This window comes from Streptomyces sp. (assembly GCF_035645055.1).
Lineage (GTDB): Bacteria > Actinomycetota > Actinomycetes > Streptomycetales > Streptomycetaceae > Streptomyces.
The window spans coordinates 23782-40440 of sequence record NZ_DASQNH010000031.1 but is presented as its reverse complement, the minus strand read 5'-3'; the positions used below and the strand labels follow the sequence as shown (position 1 = coordinate 40440).

Genomic DNA, 16659 nt, shown 5'->3' with positions numbered 1-16659 from the left:
CCCGGGGACGGTAGGCGGGCGGGCGGCGCCCGGCGTCGCGGGGTGCCGCCCCCGAGCTCTTCGAGCAGGGGCCCCAGCGCCCACCGTGCCGCCCTCCGGCACGACTGCCCGCAGCTGCCTTGCGGCGTGGCCGCTCGCAGGTGCGCGGCCGCGGCGGGCGCAGGGGCTTCCCCCGCACTCCCCCCGGCTCAGAAGATGCCGGTGCCCGGGGTGGTCGCTCCTGACAGCCACATGAGGGCCAGGAGCGTGTCTATCGCGCCCAGGACCACGGCGATGAGGGCCGGGGCCGGGCGGGGGCCCGAGAAGGTGCGGTTCAGAGCGAGCCAGCCGCAGGCGATCGCCACCGGGCCGAGGATGATGCCCAGGACGAAGAAGCCTGCGACCGCGCAGATGGCTCCGACGATGCCGAGCGTCGCGCGATCCGGCCCGGTCCGCGACCCCATCCGGCCGCGTGAGCGGGGGTACCTGCGCGTTCCGTGTCCGAAGCCCGCCATCATCAACTCCCTGAACCGTTCGGTTCCTTCGGGTCCGATGAGTCGGGTACCCCCGCTGTGCGTCCCAATCCTGCCTGCCGGCGCGCCACCCCCCTCCAGCGGCGCGCCGCAGCGCAGGTCGCCCTCCTCGCCGTACGAACTTGCCAACGGAACATGCCGTACAGAGGACTTGACCCACTGTGACCCGCGGTGCGTCCGGGGCGGGAGGGATCTTTAGCGTTGTCACCCTGATAGGGGAAACACCGCCCGGGACGGGCGGAGCGCCGGACGGTGCGTCAGATGTGGGCCGCGCCCGCTCCCGCCTCCGCGTTCGCGCCGCGCTTGGTGAGGAACGCGACCAGCACCGCCACGGCCGCGACACCCGCGGCGACCAGCGACGCCAGCGACATCCCGGAGAGGAAGGTGTCGTGGGCGACCTCGGTGATCTTCCCGGCGACCTCCTGCGGAGTGCCGGGCGGCACCGGCGCCACGCCGACCTGGATGGCTTCGGAGGCCTGCGCCTGCTGCTCGGGGGTGAGCGGCGGCAGGCCCGCGTCGGCCCAGTTGCCGGCGAGGTCGCCGTCGACCTTGGAGACCATCACGGCGCCCAGCACGGCCGTGCCGAGGCTGCCGCCGATCTGCATCGCGGCCTGCTGGAGACCGCCGGCCACACCGGACAGCTCCATGGGCGCGTTGCCGACGATGACCTCGGTGGCGCCGACCATGACCGGCGCGAGACCGAGGCCGAGCAGCGCGAACCAGAGGGACATCACACCGCTGCCGGTGTCCGCCGCCAGCGTGGACATGCCCCACATGGCGAGCGCGGTGAGCGCCATACCGCCGGCCAGCGGCACCCGCGGGCCCAGCTTGGTGATCAGCGCGCCCGCGAGCGGGGAGCCGACGATCATCATGCCGGTGAGCGGCAGCAGGTGCAGGCCCGCGTCGATCGGGCCCATACCGTGCACGTTCTGGAGGTAGAACGTCACGAAGAACAGGCCGCCCATGAACGCGATGGCCATGAGCACCATCAGCACCACACCCGCGGAGAGCGGCACGGAGCGGAAGAGGCCCAGCGGGATCAGCGGCTCCGCCACCCGCGTCTCCCAGAAGGCGAACAGGGCGAAGCCGAGCACCGAGGCGCCGATGAAGGTCCAGGTCAGGCCGTCGCCCCAGCCCCACTCGGGGGCCTTGATGAGTGCCCACACCAGGCAGAACATCGCGGCCGACAGCAGCGCGATGCCCAGGATGTCGAAGGAGCGCGGGGCGTTCTCCGCGCGGTGGTCGAGCAGGATCATCACACCGAGGACGACGGCGAGGACGCCGACCGGCACGTTGATGAAGAAGACCGACTGCCAGCTGACGTGCTCGACGAGCACACCGCCGAGGATCGGGCCGCCCGCGGTGGAGGCACCGATGACCATGCCCCAGATACCGATGGCCATGTTCAGCTTCTCGGCCGGGAAGGTGGCCCGCAGCAGGCCGAGCGCGGCCGGCATCAGCAGCGCGCCGAACAGGCCCTGGAGGACGCGGAAGGCGACGACCAGCGCGATGCTGCTGGACATGCCGATGAGGCCGGAGGCGGCGGCGAAGCCGACGACGCCGATGAGGAAGGTCTGCCGGTGGCCGAAGCGGTCACCGAGCTTGCCCGCGGTGATCAGGGCGACCGCGAGGGCGAGGAAGTAGCCGTTGGTGATCCACTGGACGTCGGCGAAGCTCGCCTTCAGGTCTTCCTTGATCGCCGGGTTGGCGATGGCCACGATGGTGCCGTCGAGGGCCACCATCATGACCCCCACGGCGACGGTTATGAGGGTGAGCCACGGATGCCCGCGCAGGCCCTTGGCCGGCGTCGGTCCGGACGGGGCTGACGCCGCTTCGTCCCCCGGCCCCGTCTTGTCGATGGTGGTCTGACTAGTCATGCGTTCGAGGCTAGTGACAGCCACTGACAGTTGACAAACGTTTTCACGTGTCGGTAACTGTCACGTCGACTCGTTAGGGTCTGAACTGGGGGCACAGTTCAGAGGAGAGGCGCCATGGACACCGCGACAGCCCCCGGCCTGCGCGAGCGCAAGAAGCAGCGCACCCGGGACGCGCTGGTACGGGCCGCCCTCGAACTGTTCACCACCCAGGGGTACGAGCAGACCACCGTGGACGAGATCGCCGCCGCCGTCGACGTCTCGCAGCGCACCTTCTTCCGGTACTTCGCCGGCAAGGAGGACGCCGCCCTCGCCGCCCAGCGCCTCGCGGTGGACCACTTCGTGGCCGCCCTGCGCGCCCGCCCCGCCCACGAGCCGCCGCTGGAGGCGCTGCGCCGGGCGGTCCAGGACGGCTGGGACACGCTGCACGAGGTCGTCGAGTCCGTGGTGCCGATCGAGCTGTATCTGCGGATGTACCGGGTGATCGAGTCGACGCCGGTACTGCTCGCCGCCTATCTGCGCAGCGCCACGGAGACCGAGGAGCAGGTCGCGCGGCTGATCGCCGAGCGTGAGGGCCTGGACGTCGACGCCGATCCGCGGCCGCGGGTGGCGGTGGCCGTCTTCGGCGGGGTGATCCGGGTCACCGAGCGGCTGTGGAGCGCCGGGGACGACTTCAGCATGGAGACGCTGCGCGCGCTGACGTCGGCGTACCTCGATCAGGTGGGACCCGCGCTGGCCGCGGACTGGCGTACGGCCTAGATCCACGGGCCGGCGTGCGGTCTGGATCCCACAACCCATCAGCCTGACCTGACAACACGTCATTCAAACGTGATGACTGTCACAGCGTTCACGCGAGACCCTCCCGTTCTCCTAGTGTGTCCTCCCAGTGACTTCCTTCGACACCTCCCCGCACCTCAACCTCTGGCGCGCCCTGCTCGCGCTGGCAGTGGTGTTCGTCATGCTGGCGACCACCGGCTGGACCGCCCTGAAGGGCCAGCGGGAGAGCACCCCGATGCAGGCCTCCCGCACCGCCTGGGAGAAGGGGCGGATCGACGGACACCCGCTGCCGGACCCCGACTCCGACCCCGCCCGGCTGGCCCGCTTCTTCGCCTCCCTCACCGACGCCCAGCGCGCCCGGCTCGCCCGCCGCTATCCGCTCACCGTCGGCAACATGAACGGCGCCCCCGTCGACCTGCGCTACCGCGCCAACCGCATCGCCCTCGGCCAGGCCCGCGGAGTCGAGCTGAAGCGCATGCACGACACCCGGCTCACCCCGGCCGGGCAGCACGAGGCGGGCCGCCGGAAGAACCGCTTCGAGGCCCTGATGCGCGAGGACCGGCACATCCTGGCCTTCGACCCGGAGGGCTCCGGCCGGGTCGCCGAGGTCTTCGGCGACCTCGACCGGGCCGAGCGGGTCTCCGTCGTCGTCCCCGGCGTCGACACCCACCTGCTCACCTTCCAGCGCGCCTACCGCAAGTTCTCCGCCCCGGTCGGCATGGCGAAGTCCCTGTACGCCGCCGAGCGCGCCGCGAGTCCCACGACCCGCACGGCCGTGATCGCCTGGGCCGATTACACCGCCCCCAGCGGCATCGGCATGGACGCGGCCACCGCGCGCCGCGCGGAGGACGGCGCCGTCCGGCTCACCGCCCTGGTGCGGGCACTGCCCGGCGACGCGCCGGTCTCCCTGTTCTGCCACAGCTACGGCTCCGTGGTGTGCGGCGTCGCCGCGCACACGCTGCCGGACCGGGTCGCCGACATAGCGGTGGCCGGCAGCCCCGGCATGCGGGTCGCCAAGGCGGCCCACCTCGGCACCTCCGCCCGTGTGTGGGCGATGCGGGACGCCGACGACTGGATCCAGGACGTGCCGTACCTGGACCTGGGCGGCCTCGGCCACGGCGCGGACCCGATGTCCGCCGCGTTCGGCGCCCGGCTGCTGTCGGCGCGCGACGCCGAGGGGCACGCCGGATACTTCGAACCCGGCACGGACAGCCTCGCCAACCTCGCCGAGATCGGGGTTGGCGCGTACCGCGCGGTGGACTGCGCCGACGATCAGGGCATGTGCCGGGCGGGTTTGTCCGGCGCGATGACGGCCGGACGCGCGTAGAGGCGGAGAAACGACGGTTTGCGCAGGGAGGGGACGAAAGAGCGCGTGCCGCATACGATGAGCCGCATGGGTGACGTACTGGCCGGATTTCATGCCGCCTGGGAGTTCGAGTCCGACTCCGTGCTCATCCGCTACGAACGGGGGATTCGAACACCCAAGCTGTTCCAGACGCTCGGCGAGCGCCGGGTGCCGCTGACGGCGTTGCAGGGGGTGTCGCTCAGCCCTGGTCGGCGCGGGACCGTCGTCCTGCGGGCGGAGGTGCGGCCGGGGGCCGATCCGCTTCTGGAAGCGGCGGACGGGCAGCTCAGGGAGCACGGGGATCCGTACCGGCTGGTGCTGCCGGCCGAGAGGGAGACGCTCGCCGAGTACTACGCCGACGAGCTGCGGGCGCTGCTGACCGAGTCGGGGCCCGCCGACCGGTTCCTGGTCGCCGGGCCGACCGGGCCGCTGTCCTTCAAGGCGTACGACGGGAAGGCGTCCTTCGACGGGTCGACCGTGCGGTTCCGGTGGTTCTGGACCGGGGCCTCGTCGGCGAAGTGGAAGGCCGGCGACCAGAGTTTCGCCGTGTCCGAGCTGGGCGGCGTCGAGTGGCGGTCGCCGGAGTTGTTCGAGGGGTATCTGCGGCTGCTCCGGCGGGACGGCGCCGATCAGCCCGCGCAGGCCGATCAGGATCCCGCGGCCGTGGTGTTCGGGCTGGGATACGGGCCGGTGCACGAGTCGCTGCCGTTCGCGGCGGCGGTGCTGGAGGCGGTGCGGGTGCGGGGGCCGGTGGCCGCGGTGGCCGCGGCACATCGGCGCCGCGACCCCGCGGATATCGCCGAGCGGATTCGGCATCTCGGGGAGTTGCATCAGGCCGGGCTGGTCACTGATGAGGAGTTCTCCGTGAAGAAGGCCGAGTTGCTGGCTGAGCTCTAGCGTCTGCCGGATCGCCGTTCCCCGACCAGCTCTCTACTCCCGTCCTGCGGAAGTGAACGTCATGTCCGCGTAGCGGTCGCCCGCCACCTGGGAGGCGATGGGGTCCAGGGCGGACAGGTCCTCGTCCGTGAGGGCGATCCGGGCCGCCGCCGTGTTCTCGTCCACCCGTGCCGGCTTGCGGGTGCCCGGGATGGGGATGACCGGGAGGCCGTGGACCGTCTGCCGGTGGTGGGCCCAGGCCAGGGCGATCTGTCCCGATGAGGCGCCGTGGCGGTCGGCGACCTGGCGGACCTGGTCCAGGAGGGCCGCGTTGGCCGCCGCGTTCTCACCGGTGAAGCGGGGTTGCTGGCGGCGGAAGTCGCCGGTGGTGAGGTCCTCGGCGCGGGCGAAGGAGCCGGTGAGGAAGCCACGGCCCAGCGGGGAGTAGGCGACGAGGGCCACGCCGAGTTCGGCCGCCGCGGGGACCACCTGGCGCTCGATGTCGCGGCTGAACAGGGACCACTCCGACTGGACGGCGGCGATCGGGTGGACCGCGTGGGCCGCGCGCAGTTCGGCGGCCGTGACCTCGCTCAGGCCGAGGTGCTTGACCTTGCCCTCGCGGACCAGCTCGGCCATGACGCCGACGGTCTCCTCGATGGGGACCTCCGGGTCGCGGCGGTGCATGTAGTAGAGGTCGATGACCTCGATGTCGAGGCGCTTCAGGCTGTCCTCGACGGCCTGCCGGATGTAGGGCGGGTCGTTGCGGATGATCCGCCGGGTGGGGTCGTCCGGCGGGATCGCGAGGGCGAACTTGGTGGCGACGGTCACCTCGTCGCGGTGGGCCTTGAAGAAGGGGGAGAGGAAGCGCTCGTTGTCGCCGGCGCCGTACGCGTCCGCCGTGTCGTACAGGGTGACGCCGCGCTCCAGCGCCCGTTCCAGGGTGGCCCTGGACTCCTCGGCGTCGGAGGGGCCGTAGGCGAAGCTCATGCCCATGCAGCCGAGGCCCTGTATTCCCACCTCGGGGCCTTCGCCGCCCAGCCGGACGGTGGGGATGGTGCTGTCGGTCATCGGGTCCTCTCGGAGTAGATGTCGATCTTCCGGTCGAGTACGGCGAGTGTGTCCCGCAGTTCGGCGATCCTGGCGAGCACGTCCTGCCGGGTCGTCTCCAGCAGTTCGCGCCGTTCGTCGTAGGTGTGGTCGCCCGCGCGGACCAGTTCGGCGTACCGGACCATGTCGGCGACCGGCATGCCGGTCAGCCGCAGCTTGCCGACCAGGTCGAGCCAGTCCAGGTCGCGGTTGGTGTAGCGGCGCTGGCCGGTGTGCGAGCGGTCGATGTGGGGCATCAGGCCGATCCGCTCGTACCAGCGCAGCGTGTGGGCCGTCAGGCCGGTGAAGGCCGCGACCTCGCTGATCGTGTAGCGGTCCTGGCCGTCGGGGCGGGGGTGCCTGCGTGGCGCGGCGGAGCAGATGTCGGTTTCGGCGGGGGTGTCCTCGGTGGCCGCGGGCAGGGTCTGCATCACCGTCATGGCCTCCACGCTATGACCTTGGAGTGCACTCCAAGCAAGCGAAAAGGCCGAGAAATCACCGAGCCAGGTAAGTACCGTAGGCGGCATGGGACTAGTACATCGGGTACGGCGTGCGGGACCGCGGGACGCGGCGGAGGTGCTGCGGCTGCGGCAGGTGATGATCGACGCGGTGCGCTCCGAGCCCACCGCCGACTGGCACACGGAGTCGCTGCCCGGCCTGCGGGCACGGCTGGCAGAGCCGGACGGGGAGTTCGCGGCGTTCGTCGTGGACCATCCGCGGCGGCCGGGGGCGCTGGCCGCGCTGGTGGCCGGGACGCTGGACTACCGGATCGGGCGGGCCGGCGATCCGCACGGCACGGTGGGATACGTGTTCAGCGTCGCGACCGAGCCCGCGCTGCGGCGCCGGGGGTACGCCCGCGCGTGCGTGGAGGAGCTGCTGGCCTGGTTCCGGGAGCGCGGCGCCGGGCTCGTGCAGCTGACCACGTCCGCCGAGGCCGAGCCGCTGTACGTCTCGATGGGCTTCGCCCGCAAGCCGGACCCGTTGATGGAACTGCGGCTGTGAGCGCTTAGGCTCGACGGCATGTCGCTGAACAGCCTCGCGTTGATCGAGAACTGGCCGGTTCCCGCCGCCGCGGCGGGTGTCGTACGCGCCGACGGCACGGTCCTGGGGACCCACGGCCCGGCCGACCGCCGCTTCCCGCTGGCCTCGGTCACCAAGCCGCTGGCCGCGTACGCGGTGCTGGTCGCCTACGAGGAGGGCGCGATCGAGCTGGACGAACCGGCGGGCCCGGACGGCTCGACGGTGCGTCATCTGCTCGCGCACACCTCGGGGCTGGCCTTCGACGAGCATCGGGTGATGTCCGCGCCCGGCGAGCGGCGGCTGTACTCCAACGCCGGGTTCGAGCAGCTGGGCGACCATGTGACGAAGGCGACGGACATTCCGTTCGCCGAGTATCTGCGTCAGGCGGTGCTGGAGCCGCTGGGCATGGCGTCGACCTCGCTGGAGGGGTCGCCCGCGAAGGACGGGGTGTCGAGCGTCGGGGACCTGCTGCGGTTCGCGGCCGAGGTGCAGGCGCCGCGGCTGCTCGACCCGCGGACCGTGGCCGAGGCGATGACCGTGCAGTACCCGGGCACGAAGGGCGTGCTTCCGGGGTACGGGCACCAGAACCCCAACGACTGGGGGCTGGGCTTCGAGATCCGGGACGGGAAGTCGCCGCACTGGACGGGCGCCGCGTCCTCGCCCCGGACGTTCGGGCACTTCGGGCAGTCCGGGACGTTCCTGTGGATCGACCCGGAGGCGGGGGCGGCGTGCGTCGCGCTGACCGACCGCGCGTTCGGGCCGTGGGCGGTCGAGGCGTGGCCGCCGTTCACGGACGCGGTGCTGGCGGACGTGCGGGGCTGAGCCCCGCCGTGGCCGTGTGACGGTCACCGCGCCGTGTGACGGTTACCGCGCCATCTCCCAGATCAGCAGCTCCGACTCCGTCACGCACTCGGCCTCCAGGTCCTTCGCCCCCGTGATCCGCGCCGCGTCGCCCGGGCCCAGGGTCTCGCCGGCCAGGCGGAGTGCGCCGCGGGCCACGTGGACGTAGACGTACGCCCCGTCGGGGACCGCCGTGCGTTCGCCGGGGGTCAGGCGGCGGACGTGGAGCATCGCGCCCGCCTCCGGGACCGCGTACGGCGTGGAGTCGGCGATGCCGGGGACGATCTCGTAGGACGGGTCGCCGCCCGGGGTCAGCGGGGCCAGCCACATCTGCACGAAGGTCAGCGGTGCCGTGCCGTCGTTGCGCTCCACGTGCCGGACGCCGCCCGCCGAGCTGAGGCGCTGCACGTCTCCGGGGCGGACCCGGGTCTCGTGGCCGGTGGAGTCGCGGTGGGTCAGCTCGCCCTCGACGACCCAGGTGACGATCTCGGTGTGGCTGTGCGGGTGCTCGTCGAAGCCGGCGCCCGGGGCCAGGCGCTCCTCATTGCAGGCGATCAGCGCGCCGAAACGCAGGTTGCCGGGGTCGTAGTGCGGGCCGAAGGAGAAAGCGTGCCGGGATACGATCCCCGCCCGCGGGTCCCCTCCGGGATAGCGCTCGTCGGCGCGCCGTACGTCCATCACGCACCCACCGTAGACCTAGGGGCTCGCCCCGGGGGCTGCCCCTAGTCCGACCCGGCGGCGCAGGGTCCCGGCCCGATAAGGCAGTCTTGTCCCGTGCCCGAACCCGAAGCCAGCAAGTCCGAAGCCGCAGCGCACGCCGTCCACCCGCATCCCGCGACCCTGAAGCGGCTGGAGAAGTCCTCCGGCTCCCTCGCCGCGCAGGCCATCGCACGCATGGACGAGACCCTGCCGTGGTACCGGGCCATGCCCCCGGAGAACCGCTCCTGGATCGGGCTGGTCGCGCAAGCCGGTATCGCCGCCTTCACCGAGTGGTTCCGGCACCCGGACGCCCCGCAGGCGATCTCCACCGATGTCTTCGGGACCGCGCCGCGCGAGCTGACCCGGGCGATCACGCTGCGGCAGACCGTGGAGATGGTGCGCACCACCATCGAGGTCATGGAGAGCGCGATCGACGAGGTCGCGGCGCCCGGCGACGAGTCCGTGCTGCGCGAGGCGCTGCTCGTGTACGCCCGGGAGATCGCCTTCGCCACCGCCCAGGTCTACGCGCAGGCCGCCGAGGCACGCGGTGCCTGGGACGCCCGGCTGGAGTCGCTGGTGGTGAACGCGGTCCTCAGCGGGGAGGCCGACGAGGGTGCCGTGTCCAGGGCCGCCGCGCTCGGCTGGAACTCCCCGGAGCACGTCTGCGTGGTGCTGGGCACGGCACCCGACGGCGACTCGGAGCTGACCGTGGAGGCGATCCGGCGGGCGGCCCGGCACGCCAAGCTCCAGGTGCTGACCGGGGTGCTCGGGGACCGCCTTGTGGTGATCGCGGGCGGCAGCGACAATCCGCTCGCCGTGGCGAAGTCCCTGATCGGGCCGTTCGCCGCCGGGCCGGTCGTGGCGGGGCCGGTCGTGCCGGACCTGCTGGCCGCGACCCGGTCCGCGCAGGCCGCCGCGGCCGGGCTCAAGGCGTGCTCCGCCTGGCAGGACGCCCCGCGGCCGGTGCTGGCGGACGATCTGCTGCCGGAGCGCGCGATGGCCGGTGACCCCGGCGCCCGCGAGCAGTTGGTGGAGGAGATCTACAGACCGCTGGAGGAGGCCGGGTCCGCGCTCCTGGAGACCTTGAGTGTGTATCTGGAGCAGGCGAGCAGCCTGGAGGGCGCCGCGCGGATGCTCTTCGTTCACCCGAACACCGTGCGCTACCGGCTCCGACGTGTGACTGACGTCACCGGATGGTCGCCGTCCGATGTACGCTCCGCCTTCACCCTTCGTATCGCGCTCATCCTGGGGCGTCTGTCCGACGCAGATCTCCAGACCTAGTCTTTTGTCCGGGGTCCACAAAACCCCCTCCTGTTCTTCGTCCTTGTCCTCACGGGCGGCCGTGCCCGTCCCCAAGAGAGAGTGTGAGAGTGCTCGTACTCGTCGCTCCCGGCCAGGGCGCCCAGACGCCCGGCTTCCTGACCCCCTGGCTCGAACTGCCCGGGGCAGCCGACCGCGTCGCCGCCTGGTCGGACGCCATCGGACTGGACCTCGCCCACTACGGCACGAAGGCCGACGCGGACGAGATCCGCGACACCGCCGTCGCCCAGCCGCTGCTGGTCGCCGCCGGCATCCTGTCGGCCGCGGCACTGGGTGACGTCTCCCCCGGTGCCGTCGCCGGGCACAGCGTCGGCGAGATCACCGCGGCGCAGTTCGCCGGTGTCCTCGACGACACCGCCGCGCTGACCCTGGTCCGCAAGCGCGGCCTGGCCATGGCCGAGGCGGCCGCGATCACCGAAACCGGTATGTCGGCGCTGCTCGGCGGCGACCCCGAGGTGAGCGTCGCGCACCTGGAGAAGCTGGGCCTGACCCCGGCGAACGTGAACGGCGCGGGCCAGATCGTCGCCGCGGGCACGCTGGAGCAGCTGGCCGCGCTGAACGAGGACAAGCCCGAGGGCGTCCGCAAGATCGTTCCGCTGAAGGTGGCCGGCGCGTTCCACACGCACCACATGGCGCCCGCGGTCGACAAGCTGGCCGAGGCCGCGCGCGAGCTGACGCCGGCCGACCCGAAGGTGCCCTACGTCTCGAACAAGGACGGGCGGACCGTCGCCACCGGTGACGAGGTCGTCGCCCGGCTGGTCGGCCAGGTCGCCAACCCGGTCCGCTGGGACCTGTGCATGGAGACCTTCAAGGAGCTGGGCGTCACCGCCCTGCTGGAGGTCTGCCCCGGCGGCACCCTCACGGGTCTCGCCAAGCGCGCGCTGCCCGGTGTGAAGACGCTGGCCCTGAAGACCCCCGACGACCTCGACGCGGCCCGCGAGCTCGTCGCAGAGCAGGCCTGAGCCCTAAGGAGCCGACCGACACATGTCGAAGATCAAGCCCGCCAAGGGCGCCCCGTACGCCCGCATCCTGGGCGTGGGCGGCTACCGGCCCACCCGCGTGGTGCCCAACGAGGTGATCCTCGAGACGATCGACTCGTCGGACGAGTGGATCCGTTCGCGGTCCGGCATCCAGACGCGGCACTGGGCGAACGACGAGGAGACCGTCGCCGCGATGTCGATCGAGGCGTCCGGCAAGGCGATCGCGGACGCCGGGATCACCGCCGGGCAGGTCGGCGCGGTGATCGTCTCCACCGTCACGCACTTCAAGCAGACCCCGGCCGTCGCCACCGAGATCGCCGACAAGCTCGGCACGAACAAGGCCGCCGCCTTCGACATCTCGGCGGGCTGCGCCGGCTTCGGCTACGGCCTCACCCTCGCCAAGGGCATGATCGTCGAGGGCTCGGCCGAGTACGTCCTCGTCATCGGCGTGGAGCGGCTGAGCGACCTGACCGACCTGGAGGACCGCGCGACGGCCTTCCTGTTCGGCGACGGCGCCGGCGCGGTCGTCGTCGGCCCCTCGGACGAGCCCGCGATCGGCCCCACCATCTGGGGATCCGAGGGCGACAAGTCCGAGACCATCAAGCAGACCGTCCCGTGGACGGACTACCGCGAGGGCGAGGTCGAGCGGTTCCCCGCGATCACGCAGGAGGGCCAGGCGGTGTTCCGCTGGGCCGTCTTCGAGATGGCGAAGGTCGCCCAGCAGGCGCTGGACGCCGCCGGGGTCGCCGCCGCCGACCTCGATGTCTTCATCCCGCACCAGGCCAACGAGCGGATCATCGACTCGATGGTGAAGACCCTGAAGCTGCCGGAGTCGGTCACGGTCGCCCGTGACGTCCGCACCACCGGCAACACCTCGGCCGCCTCGATTCCGCTCGCGATGGAGCGGCTTCTGGCGACCGGCGAGGCGAAGAGCGGCGACACCGCGCTCGTCATCGGATTCGGGGCGGGTCTCGTCTACGCCGCGTCGGTCGTTACCCTCCCCTAGGCACTCCGTGCCGGATCATGCGATCCGCTGCGGATCCACCGCCACACCCTCTGGATACACAACGAAGGAGCGCCAACATGGCCGCCACTCAGGAAGAGATCGTCGCCGGTCTCGCCGAAATCGTGAACGAGATCGCCGGCATCCCGGTTGAGGACGTCCAGCTGGACAAGTCCTTCACCGACGACCTGGACGTCGACTCGCTGTCCATGGTCGAGGTCGTCGTCGCCGCCGAGGAGCGCTTCGACGTCAAGATCCCCGACGAGGACGTCAAGAACCTCAAGACGGTCGGCGACGCGACCGAGTACATCCTCAAGCACCAGGCCTGATCCTCAAGGCCCGCTGCCTGCCCCGCCACCCGGCGGTGGCGCCGCTGAATCCATCGATCTGGAGAAAGAATTCCCGTGAGCCCGACCAATCGCACCGTGGTCGTCACCGGTATCGGCGCAACCACACCGCTGGGTGGCGACGCAGCCTCCACCTGGGAGGGCCTGGTCGCCGGGCGCTCCGGCGTCAAGCCTCTCGAACAGGACTGGGCCGCCGAGCAGGCGGTCCGGATCGCCGCGCCGGTGGCCGTGGAGCCCACCGAGGTCATCCCGCGGCCGCAGGCCCGCAAGCTGGACCGGTCGGCGCAGTTCGCGCTGATCGCCGCCCAGGAGGCGTGGGCCGACGCGGGCTTCACCGGCAAGGCCGGTGAGGAGGATTCGTCCGTCGACCCCGACCGGCTCGGCGCCGTCATCGCCTCGGGTATCGGCGGTGTGACGACCCTGCTGGACCAGTACGACGTGCTGAAGGAGAAGGGCGTCCGCCGCGTCTCCCCGCACACCGTCCCCATGCTCATGCCGAACGGCCCGTCGGCCAACGTCGGTCTGGCCGTGAACGCCCGTGCGGGCGTGCACACGCCGGTCTCCGCGTGCGCGTCCGGCGCCGAGGCCATCGGCTACGCCATCGAGATGATCCGCACCGGCCGTGCCGACGTGGTGATCGCCGGTGGCACCGAGGCCGCCATCCACCCGCTGCCGATCGCCGCGTTCGGCAACATGATGGCGATGTCCAAGAACAATGACGACCCGCAGGGCGCGTCCCGGCCGTACGACGTCGCCCGGGACGGCTTCGTCCTCGGCGAGGGCGCCGGTGTGATCGTCCTGGAGTCCGCCGAGCACGCCGCCCGGCGCGGGGCCCGCGTGTACGCCGAGGCGGTCGGGCAGGGCGTCTCCGCCGACAGCCACGACATCGTGCAGCCGGAGCCCGAGGGCCGCGGTATCGCGCACGCGCTGCAGAACCTGCTGGAGCGGACGGATCTCGACCCGGCGGAGATCATGCACGTCAACGCGCACGCGACGTCGACGCCGGCCGGTGACGTGGCCGAGCTGAAGGCGCTGCGGAAGGTGTTCGGCGACGAGGCCGACCACTTCGCGGTGTCCGCCACCAAGTCGATGACCGGTCACCTGCTCGGTGGCGCCGGTGGTGTGGAGTCCGTCGCGGCCATCCTCGCGCTGTACCACCGGGTGGCGCCGCCGACCATCAACGTCGAGAACCTCGACCCCGAGGCCGAGGCCAACGCGGACATCGTGCGCGGTGAGGCCCGCAAGCTGCCCGCGGAGGGCCGTATCGCGGCCCTCAACGATTCCTTCGGGTTCGGTGGGCACAACGTGGTGCTGGCGTTCCGGACGGTGTGACCCCGTCGGTGGTGAAGAGTGGCCCGTCCCTTCGGTGGGGCGGGCCGTTCGCCGTTGGGGCGGGTGCGCGGTGCCGGGTGCGGGCCGTGGGGGAATCCCGCGCAGTTCACGAGCCCCCGGGAAAGTGATCCTGGGTCTATACGACCTGGTGGAGCCAGCGGACCGGGGCGCCCTCGCCGGCGTAGCGGAAGGGTTCCAGCTCGTCGTCCCACGGCTTGCCGAGGAGCTTGGCGATCTCTGCTTCCAGGTCGGTCTCGCCCCGCTGGCTGCGCAGCAGGGCCGCGCGCAGGCGGTCCTCGGGGATGAGGATGTCGCCGTGGATGCCGGTGACGGCGTGGAAGATGCCCAGGTCGGGGGTGCAGCTGTAGCGCTCGCCCTCGGCGGTGGGGCAGGGTTCCGCGGTGACCTCGAAGCGCAGCAGGTGCCAGCCGCGCAGAGCGGAGGCCAGCTTGGAGGCGGTGCCCGGCTCGCCCTGCCAGGAGAACTCCGAGCGCCAGGTGCCGGGGGCGGCGGGCTGCCGGATCCAGTCGAGGTTGACGCGCGTGCCGAGCACCCCGGCGACGGCCCACTCGACGTGCGGGCACAGCGCGCGCGGCGCGGAGTGCACGTACAGAACTCCACGTGTCGTCACCGGGACCTCCGGGCTGAGCGGGACAGGGTGCGGGTGGGCGGGCGGTGGTGGCCGGGCAGGCCACGTTGATGGCGAGGCTACCGTGCGGCAGGGCAAGGAGTGTGACGTACCGTCGGTCCCGGCGGCGGGAAACCTCCGCCATTCACCCGGCAGGACGCCTGTACGGGTGTGACCCGTCGCATGGGGCGCGCCGGGAACCCTGGGACGCTGTCATGGGTTGGGGAACATGACACGACATCACCGGCAAGGGATGGACCAGGGCATGCGGAACCTGTGGAACCGACGCCACCGTTCGCGCGCCGTCCTCGCGGGCCTGACCGCGGCCGCCGTTCTGGGTGCCGCCGGCTGTGACGCCGTGGGCGGCGACGCGCCGGGCCCGTCAGGCGGCCAGGCGCGCCGGGCGGCGCCCTCGCCGGCCCCGGCCTGGGACACCAGCCCGCGGTCGGTCGCGGCGGTCGGCGACTCCATCACCCGCGGCTTCGACGCCTGTGAGGTTCTGTCCGACTGCCCGGAGGCGTCGTGGGCGACGGGCAGCAGCCCGGAGGTCGACAGTCTCGCGGTGCGGCTGCTGGGGCGCGGCCGGGCGGCCTCGCACAGCTGGAACTACGCGGCCACCGGGGCGCGGATGGCCGATCTGCCCGGGCAGATGGCGCGGGCGGCGGCCCGCGGTCCTGAGCTGGTGGCGGTGATGGTGGGCGCGAACGACGCGTGCCGGGCGTCGGCGGACGCGATGACCCCGGTGGCCGACTTCCGCGCCGATTTCACCCAGGCCCTGCGCACCTTGCGCCGGGCCGCGCCCAAGGCGCAGGTGTACGTGGCGAGCGTGCCCGATCTGAAGCGGCTGTGGTCCGAGGGCCGGACCAGTCCGCTGGGCAAGCGGGTGTGGGAGCTGGGCATCTGCCCGTCGATGCTGGACGACGCCGATGCCCTGGACGCGGCGGCGCAGCTGCGGCGCTCGACGGTGCAGAAGCGGGTGGAGGCGTACAACGGGGTGCTGCGCGAGGTGTGCGCGGAGGACCGGTACTGCCGCTTCGACGGGGGCGCGGTGTACGAGTACCGGTTCGGGCCGGCGCAGTTGAGCCCGTGGGACTGGTTCCATCCGAGCGTGGACGGCCAGGCGCGGCTCGCGGAGATCGCCTATCGCGCGGTGACGGCCCGCGAGGCGCCCTCCTAGCGGTGTGACCTGGGGTTCCGCTCATGGGCGAACATTCGGCACGCTTCCCGACGGCACGCCGGCGCGCCGCTGGTCCCTGGAGCGGGGCGGCGTGCGGGTGCGGATCCTCTCGTACGGCGGGATCGTGCAGTCGGTGGAGGTGCCCGGCAGGGACGGCCGGACGGCGAACGTGGCGCTGGGCTTCCACAAGCTGGACGGCTCTGTGGAGAACCCGGGTCCGTATCTGGGCGCGCTCATCGGCCGCTACCGGGTACGACCACGACTTCGTGCGAGCCCCGGCCCGGGGTCAGGTCCCGGACCGGGGCTGCTCGGCAGGACGAGTCGTCCCGCTTCAGACGGTAACCGTCGCGGACACCCCGCGGTCGGCGATCGACCGCACCGCCACCACTTCGTACGAACCTTTCACAAACGACCACGAGTTGGTCATCTCGTCCCAGATCTCGAACGCCCGGCGTGGGATGTCGATCGAAGGGCGACCGTGCCGGGTCCGAGCGGGAGCGCGCCCTCGTTGCGGGCCAGGACGAAGGAGCGGCCGGCGATCTCGCGGGCCGGGGCCTCGCCGTCCACCTCGCGGGCGGGCCGGTGAGGCGGGCTCGGCGCCGTCCAGGGTGCCGGCGCGGGCGGTGAGCCCGCAGCACGTCGCGGACGGCGTCGTCGACCGCGGACTCCTGGACCCGGCCGTCCCGGACGGCCTCGGCCAGGGCGGGTCCCGTAGACGGTCCCGGGCCGGGCACGGCGATGTCCAGTGGGTCCTGGCGCCTCCCCTCGCGCATCGGCTGCCGTGGCCGCCGGATGCGGAGTGACCGCGTGGACCCCGCGTGTCACGGGGAGACTTCCGCCGTC

General features: G+C 72.2%; 17 protein-coding genes and 2 pseudogenes. 12 read left to right on the top strand and 7 right to left on the bottom strand.

The features are described from left to right. Nucleotides 1-188 precede the first annotated feature (188 nt). Both VE614_RS09850 and VE614_RS09845 read right to left on the bottom strand, forming a co-directional pair. Nucleotides 189-497 (bottom strand): small hydrophobic protein, encoded by a 309-nt coding sequence (locus VE614_RS09850; RefSeq protein ID WP_324934791.1) that lies wholly within the window; start codon nt 495-497, stop codon nt 189-191. Between the two features lie 272 nt (nt 498-769). Next, the gene (locus VE614_RS09845; RefSeq protein ID WP_324934789.1) at nt 770-2389 is read right to left on the bottom strand and encodes an MFS transporter; all 1620 of its coding nucleotides are present in this window, start codon (nt 2387-2389) and stop codon (nt 770-772) included. Nucleotides 2390-2503: 114 nt separating this feature from the next. Here VE614_RS09845 and VE614_RS09840 point away from each other — a divergent pair, with 114 nt between their 5' ends. The 3 genes from VE614_RS09840 (at nt 2504) to VE614_RS09830 (ending at nt 5405) form a co-directional block, all read left to right on the top strand. After that, the gene (locus VE614_RS09840; protein ID WP_324934787.1) at nt 2504-3145 is read left to right on the top strand and encodes a TetR family transcriptional regulator; all 642 of its coding nucleotides are present in this window, start codon (nt 2504-2506) and stop codon (nt 3143-3145) included. Between the two features lie 127 nt (nt 3146-3272). Beyond that, nucleotides 3273-4490 carry an alpha/beta hydrolase gene (locus VE614_RS09835; RefSeq protein ID WP_324934785.1) on the top strand — a complete coding sequence of 406 codons (1218 nt, stop codon included), beginning with the start codon at nt 3273-3275 and terminating at the stop codon, nt 4488-4490. 57 nt (nt 4491-4547) lie between these two features. Beyond that, a complete protein-coding gene (locus VE614_RS09830; RefSeq protein WP_324935094.1) occupies nt 4548-5405 on the top strand; it encodes a DUF4429 domain-containing protein in 858 nt (285 codons plus the stop codon). Between the two features lie 33 nt (nt 5406-5438). On the opposite strand, the gene VE614_RS09825 is transcribed toward VE614_RS09830, so the two are convergent. Then, nucleotides 5439-6452, bottom strand: a complete 1014-nt coding sequence (locus tag VE614_RS09825; protein WP_324934783.1) for an aldo/keto reductase — start codon at nt 6450-6452, stop codon at nt 5439-5441. Continuing rightward, the gene (locus VE614_RS09820) at nt 6449-6910 is read right to left on the bottom strand and encodes a MerR family transcriptional regulator (protein WP_324934781.1); all 462 of its coding nucleotides are present in this window, start codon (nt 6908-6910) and stop codon (nt 6449-6451) included. The genes VE614_RS09825 and VE614_RS09820 overlap by 4 nt, the downstream gene beginning before the upstream one ends. Before the next feature lie 85 nt (nt 6911-6995). On the opposite strand from VE614_RS09820, the gene VE614_RS09815 reads away from it, so the two are divergent. Both VE614_RS09815 and VE614_RS09810 read left to right on the top strand, forming a co-directional pair. Continuing rightward, nucleotides 6996-7472 carry a GNAT family N-acetyltransferase gene (locus VE614_RS09815; protein ID WP_324934779.1) on the top strand — a complete coding sequence of 159 codons (477 nt, stop codon included), beginning with the start codon at nt 6996-6998 and terminating at the stop codon, nt 7470-7472. 18 nt (nt 7473-7490) lie between these two features. Further along, nucleotides 7491-8312 (top strand): serine hydrolase domain-containing protein, encoded by an 822-nt coding sequence (locus VE614_RS09810; protein ID WP_324934777.1) that lies wholly within the window; start codon nt 7491-7493, stop codon nt 8310-8312. Nucleotides 8313-8354: 42 nt separating this feature from the next. On the opposite strand, the gene VE614_RS09805 is transcribed toward VE614_RS09810, so the two are convergent. After that, a complete protein-coding gene (locus tag VE614_RS09805) occupies nt 8355-9008 on the bottom strand; it encodes a pirin family protein (RefSeq protein ID WP_324935093.1) in 654 nt (217 codons plus the stop codon). Nucleotides 9009-9104: 96 nt separating this feature from the next. Between VE614_RS09805 and fasR the strand changes: the two genes are divergently transcribed. The 5 genes from fasR to VE614_RS09780 all read left to right on the top strand — a co-directional run bounded on the left by fasR (nt 9105) and on the right by VE614_RS09780 (nt 14011). After that, the gene (gene fasR / locus VE614_RS09800; RefSeq protein ID WP_324934775.1) at nt 9105-10310 is read left to right on the top strand and encodes a fatty acid biosynthesis transcriptional regulator FasR; all 1206 of its coding nucleotides are present in this window, start codon (nt 9105-9107) and stop codon (nt 10308-10310) included. 89 nt (nt 10311-10399) lie between these two features. After that, nucleotides 10400-11311, top strand: coding sequence for an ACP S-malonyltransferase (locus VE614_RS09795; protein ID WP_324934774.1), 912 nt, complete (start codon nt 10400-10402; stop codon nt 11309-11311). 22 nt (nt 11312-11333) lie between these two features. Further along, nucleotides 11334-12335, top strand: a complete 1002-nt coding sequence (locus tag VE614_RS09790) for a ketoacyl-ACP synthase III (protein WP_324934771.1) — start codon at nt 11334-11336, stop codon at nt 12333-12335. 77 nt (nt 12336-12412) lie between these two features. After that, nucleotides 12413-12661, top strand: a complete 249-nt coding sequence (locus tag VE614_RS09785) for an acyl carrier protein (RefSeq protein WP_029384719.1) — start codon at nt 12413-12415, stop codon at nt 12659-12661. Between the two features lie 75 nt (nt 12662-12736). Beyond that, complete coding sequence (locus VE614_RS09780; protein WP_324934769.1) at nt 12737-14011, top strand: beta-ketoacyl-[acyl-carrier-protein] synthase family protein; 1275 nt, start codon at nt 12737-12739, stop codon at nt 14009-14011. 136 nt (nt 14012-14147) lie between these two features. On the opposite strand, the gene VE614_RS09775 is transcribed toward VE614_RS09780, so the two are convergent. Continuing rightward, complete coding sequence (locus VE614_RS09775) at nt 14148-14642, bottom strand: DUF3145 domain-containing protein (protein WP_324934767.1); 495 nt, start codon at nt 14640-14642, stop codon at nt 14148-14150. Between the two features lie 226 nt (nt 14643-14868). On the opposite strand from VE614_RS09775, the gene VE614_RS09770 reads away from it, so the two are divergent. Together VE614_RS09770 and VE614_RS09765 are read left to right on the top strand one after the other, a co-directional pair. Further along, nucleotides 14869-15816 carry an SGNH/GDSL hydrolase family protein gene (locus VE614_RS09770; protein WP_324934765.1) on the top strand — a complete coding sequence of 316 codons (948 nt, stop codon included), beginning with the start codon at nt 14869-14871 and terminating at the stop codon, nt 15814-15816. 4 nt (nt 15817-15820) lie between these two features. Further along, nucleotides 15821-16072, top strand: a pseudogene (locus VE614_RS09765) (hypothetical protein); the annotation flags it as partial. A 212-nt stretch (nt 16073-16284) separates the two neighbouring features. Here the strand turns inward: VE614_RS09765 and VE614_RS09760 are convergent. After that, nucleotides 16285-16562, bottom strand: a pseudogene (locus tag VE614_RS09760) (glycosyl hydrolase); the annotation flags it as partial. Nucleotides 16563-16659: the final 97 nt, after the last annotated feature.

Coding starts and splice junctions, on each gene's coding strand:
- VE614_RS09830 (WP_324935094.1), top strand. CDS start 4,548: ATGAGCCGCATGGGTGACGTACTGGCCGGATTTCATGCCGCCTGGGAG.
- VE614_RS09850 (WP_324934791.1), bottom strand. CDS start 497: ATGATGGCGGGCTTCGGACACGGAACGCGCAGGTACCCCCGCTCACGC.
- VE614_RS09845 (WP_324934789.1), bottom strand. CDS start 2,389: ATGACTAGTCAGACCACCATCGACAAGACGGGGCCGGGGGACGAAGCG.
- VE614_RS09805 (WP_324935093.1), bottom strand. CDS start 9,008: ATGGACGTACGGCGCGCCGACGAGCGCTATCCCGGAGGGGACCCGCGG.
- VE614_RS09785 (WP_029384719.1), top strand. CDS start 12,413: ATGGCCGCCACTCAGGAAGAGATCGTCGCCGGTCTCGCCGAAATCGTG.
- VE614_RS09820 (WP_324934781.1), bottom strand. CDS start 6,910: ATGACGGTGATGCAGACCCTGCCCGCGGCCACCGAGGACACCCCCGCC.
- VE614_RS09810 (WP_324934777.1), top strand. CDS start 7,491: ATGTCGCTGAACAGCCTCGCGTTGATCGAGAACTGGCCGGTTCCCGCC.
- VE614_RS09840 (WP_324934787.1), top strand. CDS start 2,504: ATGGACACCGCGACAGCCCCCGGCCTGCGCGAGCGCAAGAAGCAGCGC.
- VE614_RS09790 (WP_324934771.1), top strand. CDS start 11,334: ATGTCGAAGATCAAGCCCGCCAAGGGCGCCCCGTACGCCCGCATCCTG.
- VE614_RS09815 (WP_324934779.1), top strand. CDS start 6,996: ATGGGACTAGTACATCGGGTACGGCGTGCGGGACCGCGGGACGCGGCG.
- VE614_RS09825 (WP_324934783.1), bottom strand. CDS start 6,452: ATGACCGACAGCACCATCCCCACCGTCCGGCTGGGCGGCGAAGGCCCC.
- VE614_RS09770 (WP_324934765.1), top strand. CDS start 14,869: ATGACACGACATCACCGGCAAGGGATGGACCAGGGCATGCGGAACCTG.